The organism is bacterium (assembly GCA_037131655.1).
Lineage (GTDB): Bacteria > Armatimonadota > Fimbriimonadia > Fimbriimonadales > JBAXQP01 > JBAXQP01.
On the sequence record JBAXQP010000120.1, the window covers coordinates 1 to 8,060 of the forward strand.

General features: G+C 46.0%; 7 protein-coding genes. 2 read left to right on the forward strand and 5 right to left on the reverse strand.

All coding sequences use genetic code 11. The features are described from left to right. The first annotated feature begins 27 nt into the window (after window positions 1-27). On the forward strand, window positions 28-498 hold the full coding sequence (locus WCO51_07015; GenBank protein ID MEI6513011.1) for a hydrogenase maturation protease: 471 nt from the start codon (window positions 28-30) through the stop codon (window positions 496-498). A 24-nt stretch (window positions 499-522) separates the two neighbouring features. Here WCO51_07015 and WCO51_07020 read toward each other — a convergent pair whose 3' ends face one another. The 5 genes from WCO51_07020 to WCO51_07040 all read right to left on the reverse strand — a co-directional run bounded on the left by WCO51_07020 (window position 523) and on the right by WCO51_07040 (window position 6,762). Beyond that, window positions 523-1,287: a PAS domain-containing protein gene (locus tag WCO51_07020; GenBank protein MEI6513012.1), complete on the reverse strand. Its 765-nt coding sequence runs from the start codon at window positions 1,285-1,287 to the stop codon at window positions 523-525. Window positions 1,288-1,351: 64 nt separating this feature from the next. Then, window positions 1,352-4,318: a chemotaxis protein CheB gene (locus tag WCO51_07025; protein MEI6513013.1), complete on the reverse strand. Its 2,967-nt coding sequence runs from the start codon at window positions 4,316-4,318 to the stop codon at window positions 1,352-1,354. A 338-nt stretch (window positions 4,319-4,656) separates the two neighbouring features. After that, window positions 4,657-5,652 (reverse strand): sigma-E factor regulatory protein RseB domain-containing protein, encoded by a 996-nt coding sequence (locus WCO51_07030; GenBank protein ID MEI6513014.1) that lies wholly within the window; start codon window positions 5,650-5,652, stop codon window positions 4,657-4,659. A 22-nt stretch (window positions 5,653-5,674) separates the two neighbouring features. Beyond that, the gene (locus WCO51_07035) at window positions 5,675-6,157 is read right to left on the reverse strand and encodes a zf-HC2 domain-containing protein (GenBank protein MEI6513015.1); all 483 of its coding nucleotides are present in this window, start codon (window positions 6,155-6,157) and stop codon (window positions 5,675-5,677) included. After that, on the reverse strand, window positions 6,157-6,762 hold the full coding sequence (locus WCO51_07040) for a sigma-70 family RNA polymerase sigma factor (protein MEI6513016.1): 606 nt from the start codon (window positions 6,760-6,762) through the stop codon (window positions 6,157-6,159). Before WCO51_07040 ends, WCO51_07035 begins: the two co-directional genes overlap by 1 nt. Before the next feature lie 282 nt (window positions 6,763-7,044). On the opposite strand from WCO51_07040, the gene WCO51_07045 reads away from it, so the two are divergent. Then, window positions 7,045-8,060, forward strand: a 1,016-nt coding sequence (locus tag WCO51_07045; protein ID MEI6513017.1) for a DNA mismatch repair protein MutS, incomplete at its 3' end; no start/stop codon positions are given.

Consider the following 8,060-nt stretch of genomic DNA (forward strand, 5'->3'; position numbering starts at 1 on the left):
CTTAATCAGGCGCGACGAGGTTAAATAGTGACAGACTCTGCAACTGAACCCTCTATTGTCGTAATTGGCTATGGGAGCGAACTGCGCGGTGATGATGCTGTTGGTCAACACATTGCGGCAGCAGTGGCAGAGTGGAACATCCCGAATATAAGGGCGCTTGCGGTACATCAACTAACGCCGGAATTGGCGGCTGTACTTGCAAGCGCCCAATTTGCTATCTTCGCTGACGCCTCCGCCGATCCCCACCAAACTGAAGCTCGAATCGAATCATTAGAATACGAAGGAGCAACCACCACCATCTTTCATTCAGCCACCCCCCAATCGCTCATCGCACTATCCCAATCCGTCTACGACCAATCCCCTCAAGCCTGGCTGGTTTCAGTCCCAACAGACACTTTTGAATTCGGCGCCGAGCTAACTCCTACTGCGCAACATGGCATGGAGACTGCTCTAGAACACATCAAGATTTTAATCTCAGAGCTTCTTACTGCTCGTTAAAATTATGGGGTGGGGACTTCTGAATCATTCAGTAACTGACTTATCAGGCTTATTTTCCTTATCCATATCCGTTGAGTTTACCGCCTGATCCTCTATGAGCGTTGAATATCGCGGCGGTTGATTAGCTTTGGCACAAAGGTCATTTATTTCCTGTTTCAATTCTATCATACGAAAATCATTACCTAAAGTTATTCGGATGAATTGGGTCAATTCTTCATTGATGAGGCGTAGCTCTTCCTTCGACTTAATGATATCGGTAATATCTACCAAAGAGAGATTGCACATTTCTTTATCCGCAGGAAATTCTGCTTCAACCCGCACATTGATACGGGAACTTGTTTTACTTTCCACAATCAACTCGCAAGCCTGCTTTGTCCGATCTTTAAACCCCTTCTCAAAGAAATTATCGAATACGGGTAGGTAATCCTCCAAAACAAAAATGCCAAAGCGCGTGTTCATTAGATGTGAACGATCCATTCCAAAGAGGTTTGACGCACACAAATTCATCTTGATGATAATTCCTTCGCGATTGAGTGTTAAGTAGCTTATCGGTGAGAAGTCATAGAGGTTAGTATACAGTTCCAAAGCTTCCTCGGCCTTAAATCTTGCGTCCTCAAGCTCCTCAGTCTGCATCTCTAATTCAACCTGGTGAATATGCAGTACGTTGATTAGCCTCAGCGCGTCTTCTTCCGACATGATCGCATTAACTTCTTGTTCCTTTTCTTTCAGTCTCTTTTGCGCCCTGCTTAGCAGACTTCCGCCTTCAATATACTCTTTATCACGTTTCATAATATATCCCCTCGCTTACCTCTATTACCTCGCGTATTCGCAAATCACGCTCTCATAGCGTAACTTAATTATTCTTAGATTCAGTATTGACCTTGAAGAAGATTGCAAGACCTTCCTCATCAGGACAGACATTCACATTGTAATGGCCCATGAATGGTTCGAGGGTAAAATTCGTCTCGAAAGACAATTCTATCTTCTCTTTCAGCGCCTGACGATACTTATCTTCTAAAATAGACCCCTTAGCTTCAGGGAATACGTCAAAGAAATAGCTCCCTATCACAACTCCGCCCTTACGCATCAAGCGTTGTTCTGCTACTTGGTTTAAACTGATCACGTTCAAATTGTTGTCCAATAAGAAATACGCATCACTGCTGTATTCTAGGAAAGTGTTGATTCGTAATGCCGTTTTTCGCAATTCTGCTTCTAACGTCTTGGCAACGGTGATGTCCAACAGTGTAATCACGACACCGTCAATCTTGTTATCCAATGTTCGATACGGCATTATACGCACAACATACCATCTCCCATCACGCGTGACAACTTGTTTCTCCTTGTACATCAACGTTCGCAATACTTCCAGCGCATCTACTGAAAGATCTTGGTAAACCAGATCGGAAGCAAAGTCGGTGATGGGCCGCCCCGTATCACCAATGATGAGTCTGAAAATCTTAGTTGCTTCGGCAGTGAAACGCCGCACATTAAGTCCACAGTCGAGGAAGAGAGTGGCAATGTCCGTGCTATTGAGCAGGTTCTTCATGTCGTCACTTGTACGAGAGAGATCGATTACTTTATCCTGCAATTCGTAGTTCACGGTCTGAAGCTCTTCGTTCAAAGACTGCATTTCCTCCCTGGAAGTGGTCAGCTCCTCATTGGTAGACTGAAGTTCTTCATTGGAAGATTGCAGCTCCTCATTTGAGGATCTCAACTCCTCCTGCGAAGTTTGCATTTCTTCCCGAAGTCCCTGCAGTTCTTCAGTAACATGCTTAACTTCCGACTCCGCCATTGCAAGGCGTGGATGACTACGAGAAGTTTTCTTGACGTCTTCACTCGCTACCATTCCAGAAACTGTTGCAACGTCTGTAAAGACAATCATTACCTTCCCACGCAACGCTTCAGGCTCATCAATGGATTGGATTGTCAGGTCTATCGTCTGTGTACCGCCGTTAGACCCAATAGTCAGGTTCCTGATAATTAGCCGTTCTTTAATTCTCAGAGCCTTCTGAAATGCGTTAAACAGTTCGTAGCGCAATCCTTCGCGGGCCATCGCAAAGATGTTCCAGTTGACCTTTCCGGAGGCGGGTTCCAGATACTTTCCCGTCCGCCCGCTGATATAAATTATGTCGCCCTTGCTATTGACCAATACAGCAGCCGGTGAATATGATTGCAAAAGTAGTTGGTCTGCCAGAAACTGCATGCTGTTCTTTGAGTTTGCACCATCGTCATTAGCCGACTTCACCGCTAATTTCGGGGAAAATATGCGTGGAAAGGTTATAGGTTCTAAAAGCATATCAGGCTCTAGCCGCTGGAAGAGCTTCGATTTAGCATCCATTGATCGGAACAATTCAGTGAACGCACCGGTAGACTCCGCACTGCCCAAGAGCATAACACCCTCGGAGTTCAAGCTGTAATGTATTAGCCTCAAGACAACGCTCTGCAATTCCACTTCCATGTAGATCAGCAAATTACGACAAGTAACTATGTCTATCTTAGTAAAAGGCGGGTCTTTGATAACATTTTGAGGAGCAAAGATCACCATCTCTCGAATCTCTTTATTGACACGGTATATGCCACTCTCTTCAGTAAAAAACCGGTTCAGGCGCTCAGGCGACATATCGGCTGCAATGTTTGTCGGGTATACACCTTGCCGAGCACGGTCAATGGCGTCACGGTCAAGATCGGTTGCGAATATCTGGAGAGTGAATCTTCCTTTCGGATGAAATTTCTCCATCGCCTCCTTGAACACAATGGCCAGAGAATAAGCCTCCTCGCCCGTTGAACAGCCAATAACCCATGCACGTAACTCTCGGTTTTGATTCACATCGGCCATAAGCGCAGGGAAAGCCAAATCTCTCAACCGATCCCATTCCTCCGGGTCGCGGAAAAAGCTTGTAACGCCGATTAAAAGTTCATTGAAGAGCAACTCAGTCTCTTGGGGATACTCCTGCAAATAACGAGCGTAACTACTGATCTTGTCAATTTGATGGATACCCATGCGCCGCTCGATCCGACGATATAAGGTGCTTTTCTTGTATTGGAAGAAGTCGTGACCCGTATGAGAACGAAGGATGCTAATGACCTTCTCCAGCCCGCTATTGGCCTTATCTGTAGCGGCTAACGTTGGCGTTGTAGCAGGAGGAAAATATCGAATGTACGTGATTATCTTGTCTGGAAGATCTTCTGCCTTAGCTATGATGTCTGCAAGGCCGGCATCTATGGCGCTGCGGGGCATTCCGTCAAATTTGGCTGAGGCTGGGTCTTGCACCAACGCCAGTCCGGCATTTTCCTTGATCGCTCTAAGGCCCAAAGTGCCATCCGAACCCATTCCGGACAGAATAACTCCAACAGCAGCTTCCTGCATGTCCAATGCAAGTGAGCGCATAAAGGAGTCAATCGGCAGGCGCAGCCCGCGTGGCGCGATCGGCTCCATCAGGTGCAATACACCGTGCAAGATGGTCATGTCCTTATTGGGAGGGATCACATAGACGCAGTTTTTCTCGACCGCCTGATGTTCCATAACCTGCACAACTGTCATCGTCGTGGCACGCTGTAAAAGTTCCGGCATGATGCCTTTATGGGTCGGATCCAGATGCTGCACAACGACATACGCCATCCCGCTATTATCCGGGACATTTCTCAAAAACTGCTCCAGCGCCTCCAGTCCTCCTGCAGAAGCGCCTATACCAACGACAGGAAAATCCGAATACCTGACAAGCGGGTTAACATCTTGCTCATCCGACGATACTTCGGGTGAAGTTTCGTTGGATTTAACTTCAGGTTTCTGATCTTCATGGACTTTCTTATTCTTTTTCATTTTTAACTCTATGGCATTGTCAACTATCGACAACACAACCAATAAATTTTTTTGGCATCAAAAGCATCTTAGGATCATCCAAACACCAATTGTTCCAAAGACCTCCTATAGTCCCTTGAACAATGTTCACAACAATAAGCCCCTGATGCATCGTCTAGCTTTTATAGTTATATCATATCATACTTATTCAAGTAATCACAGTATTTATGATGGTTCGACTAATATTTATCAGTGTTGAAATTCACAAGGCTTAGATAAAGAAATATGTGAATTATTTGTTATTAGCCAGATGCGCTAAAACGAAGGGGTAAATAAGTATTGTGAAAGTGTCTGATTGATTATCTTTTAGCGACTGTATCAGCAATCTTCTTAAGATCGTCTTCTGAGAGATCGCCAATTAGGCCGTAGGTTCTGTCATCACTTTTCCAGAAATAGGTATTCATGCGCCCACGCCCCCGCATACGGCCATAGCCCTGCATCGGTTTATGTGGGAATAAAGAAGTGACACCGAGCGATTGCATCAAGGTTATGCGATGTCCTCCGCCGGCATAATGCATCGCAACAAATGCTTTGTCATTTATTGAACCGATGCGTCCCTCTTGAAATACTATGCCTGAAGGTAAAGCGCTGGAAGCCGGTTCATATATCTGGAAGGGAGCCGCTTTTTTTAAGGCCTCTATTTGGCGGAAGATAAAGTCCAATTTTGCCACCGGGGGAGCAAAGAGCGATTCAGGCGAATTAGAGTTAAAATTAACTCGCTGAAACTCGGAAGAGCCTGCCAGTTTTCCGTCTGAATCGTAATGTTCTCTCTTCAATACAAGACCGCTTGTTAGATCCACCCACATACGTTCAACCAATCGGCCTGCAGTGTCTTTAAATTCAATAATATCGGCTTCGCGGCCGGCTATCTTGGCACGTCCGGCAATAAAAACGCGCCATTTCTCGAAACGCAAATTACGCATAATCTCCTGATGTTGTCTGGAACGCGGAGAGTTGATTTCGATCCAATTCCCACGACTGGGCTGATAAAACCATGCTTTCATCCCACAGTCAATCAGAATTTCACCTTTATGAGAAGCAGGCGCCGTGTATTCCACTCTAAGACGTCGGCCTGAGCGATAGACATTCTCAACCAAGCCAGGCTCTTTTCCGATCTTAGTCGTTCGCTGCCCCTCCATTTTTAGAGTGCGTTCGGATTGAATAACACGCTGAAGGACTTTCATAGCAGCAGGGTCTGAAGCAGATGTAGTCGCACTGACAGTGATAGTCTGTGACCACACCGCGATGCTAAAGAGAATATTAAAAGCTATTATCAATCGCCAACTGTATTTCAAACCGACACTCCAAAAATCATACTTACATAGCTCCCATATCGACAGCCGACGGGGCTTCCGGTTTAGGCTTTTCAAGAGCAGACGGACTTGATGATACAAAATCAGTATGAACTTCAGTCGTTGTTCGCTCAAATGTCGTATCGCTAATTGGCGTCTGAACCGGTTTTTGGGAATAGAAAGATACGCCAACAATCAAAACCAAAACAGCAGCCCCCCCCATCGCTACAAGCGGTCGCCATGACAAGCTTTGAGTGAGCCTTATCCAAAGATTAGTAGGCGCAACCGTTCGATCTGAAATTCGCGCCATAACTTTCGAGCGAAACTCAAGCGGCGCTTTAATAGAAGGCATTGCCTGTAAAACTTGCACTGCTGCCTTCATATCGCTTAATGCGCGAGCGCATAGGTCGCAATAGCCAATATGCTCCTCTATAAGAGCGTTTTCAGCCTCACTGCAAGTTCCATCTATATATTCCGATAATCGCAACTGCGCTTTATTACACTTCATCACTTTTCGCCTCCGGACAGATAAGCTCTAACTGCCTTCTGCAATTCCGTACGGGCCAGGAACAAACGAGATTTTATTGTCCCTAATGGACATTGAACAACCTGAGCGATCTCCTCATAAGACATGTTTTCCGTATCATGGAGCAAAAGTACTTGTTTGAGTTTCGGTGAAAGGCATACAACCGCATGAGAGATTACCGATGCCATTTCGTTTTCAAGCAACGCTTGCTCCGGGTCAAATCGTTCATCAGCCACATCATGCTGCTGAGATTCTTCCTCAAATTGGTCACGGGTCAAAGAGAACACATCCGGCCGCCGAGATCGCCGGCGGACATGATCGATGCAAAGGTTCGAGGCAATTTTATAGAGCCAAGTACTAAATCCGGCACGGTTATCGAACCTGTGGATGTTGGTATAAGCCCGAATAAAGACTTCCTGAGCGATATCCTCAGCATCCAGCGGATCGTTCACCATCCGGCGCACAAAATTAAAAATCCGATCCTGGTAAAGCTCCAGCAGAGAATCAAACGCAAAGCGATCACCCGCTTGTAGTTTTGAGACTAAAGCAGCTTCATCTACCGCCTTATTAATTAGCGGTCGGTTCAATCCCTGCACTCCTTGAAATATTTAAATAGCCTCCATGGTTTTACATCACTTGTTATAACGAAATCAATCCCAGAAAGTTCAGAAAAGATTTTGTATTGCGTATTTCAGGAATACGTAATACGCAATACGTACTACGTGTCCATTTGTAAAATTCATATAATGAGCTTAGCAAAACCACTTGTTCGTGCTATAATTTGCACACGTAAATCTACTACGGCGAGGACTCCAATACTTCAACAATATTTCCGCGCTAAGAATGAGTATCCGGGCACTTTGCTGGCAATGCGAGTGGGGGATTTTTACGAGTTCTATGGGGAAGATGCTGAGATTGCTTCACGTGAAATGGAAATTGCCCTCACTAGCAGAGAAGATGGCAAAAACAATCGTGTCGCCATGGCCGGAGTTCCTTATCATGCCGTTGAACGTTACATCGCCAAGCTTCTGCAAAAGAACTTCAAAGTAGCCCTCTGTGACCAAGTGGAAGACCCTCGGCAGGCAAAAGGGTTAGTTAAACGCAGGGTCACTAGAGTGATCACCCCTGGCACCCTGCTTGAAGACTCGATGCTCGATGCCAAGCAGAATAACTATTTGGTCGCCGCCGTCTCAGGCGAGCCGCGGCATGGACTAAGCGTCGTTGATGTTTCGACCGGCGAATTCATGGCCACTGAAATTGATGGTGATCAACGCCAAACCAAGCTGCTACAAGAAATCATGCGCCTTGATCCTGCCGAAATCTTAGTCCCTGAAAAAGACCCCGACCTGGCGGATGAAATCAAGCTTATCTGCGATGCTACAATCACTCCTTATGAGGACTATAGCGGCCCGCCTATAACATCAAAGGATTATCTCCAGCGTCATTTCGAGACCGCTAACCTACGCGGATATGGTTGTGAGGATTACACTTCCGGCCTTGATGCGGCGGCGCTTGTGCTCAAATACCTGCGAAGTAATCAAGTTCCAACAGTTCAACACATCACTTCCCTTTCGACCTATTCGATCGATGGGTTTATGCATGTCGATTCGATTGCCCGCCGACATCTTGAACTTACTCAAAACCTTTCTGACGGCAGTCGCAAAAACACTTTAGTAACCGTACTCGATCATACCGAAACCCCCATGGGCGCAAGGCTATTAAGAAGATGGATCGATGAACCCCTACTCGATGTGGCCTCGATTGAGTTGCGACTAGATTCAGTTGAAGAATTAGCCAAAGAAGCTCTGCGCCGTGAAGAAATTCGGGAAGCGCTTCATCCTATCTCTGACTTGGAACGGCTTATTTCAAGGGCTGCAACCGGCAC

Bases quoted from the DNA above. Each gene is read 5' to 3' on its own strand.
- WCO51_07020 (MEI6513012.1), bottom strand. From the start codon at position 1,287: ATGAAACGTGATAAAGAGTATATTGAAGGCGGAAGTCTGCTAAGCAGG.
- WCO51_07035 (MEI6513015.1), bottom strand. From the start codon at position 6,157: ATGAAGTGTAATAAAGCGCAGTTGCGATTATCGGAATATATAGATGGA.
- WCO51_07025 (MEI6513013.1), bottom strand. From the start codon at position 4,318: ATGAAAAAGAATAAGAAAGTCCATGAAGATCAGAAACCTGAAGTTAAA.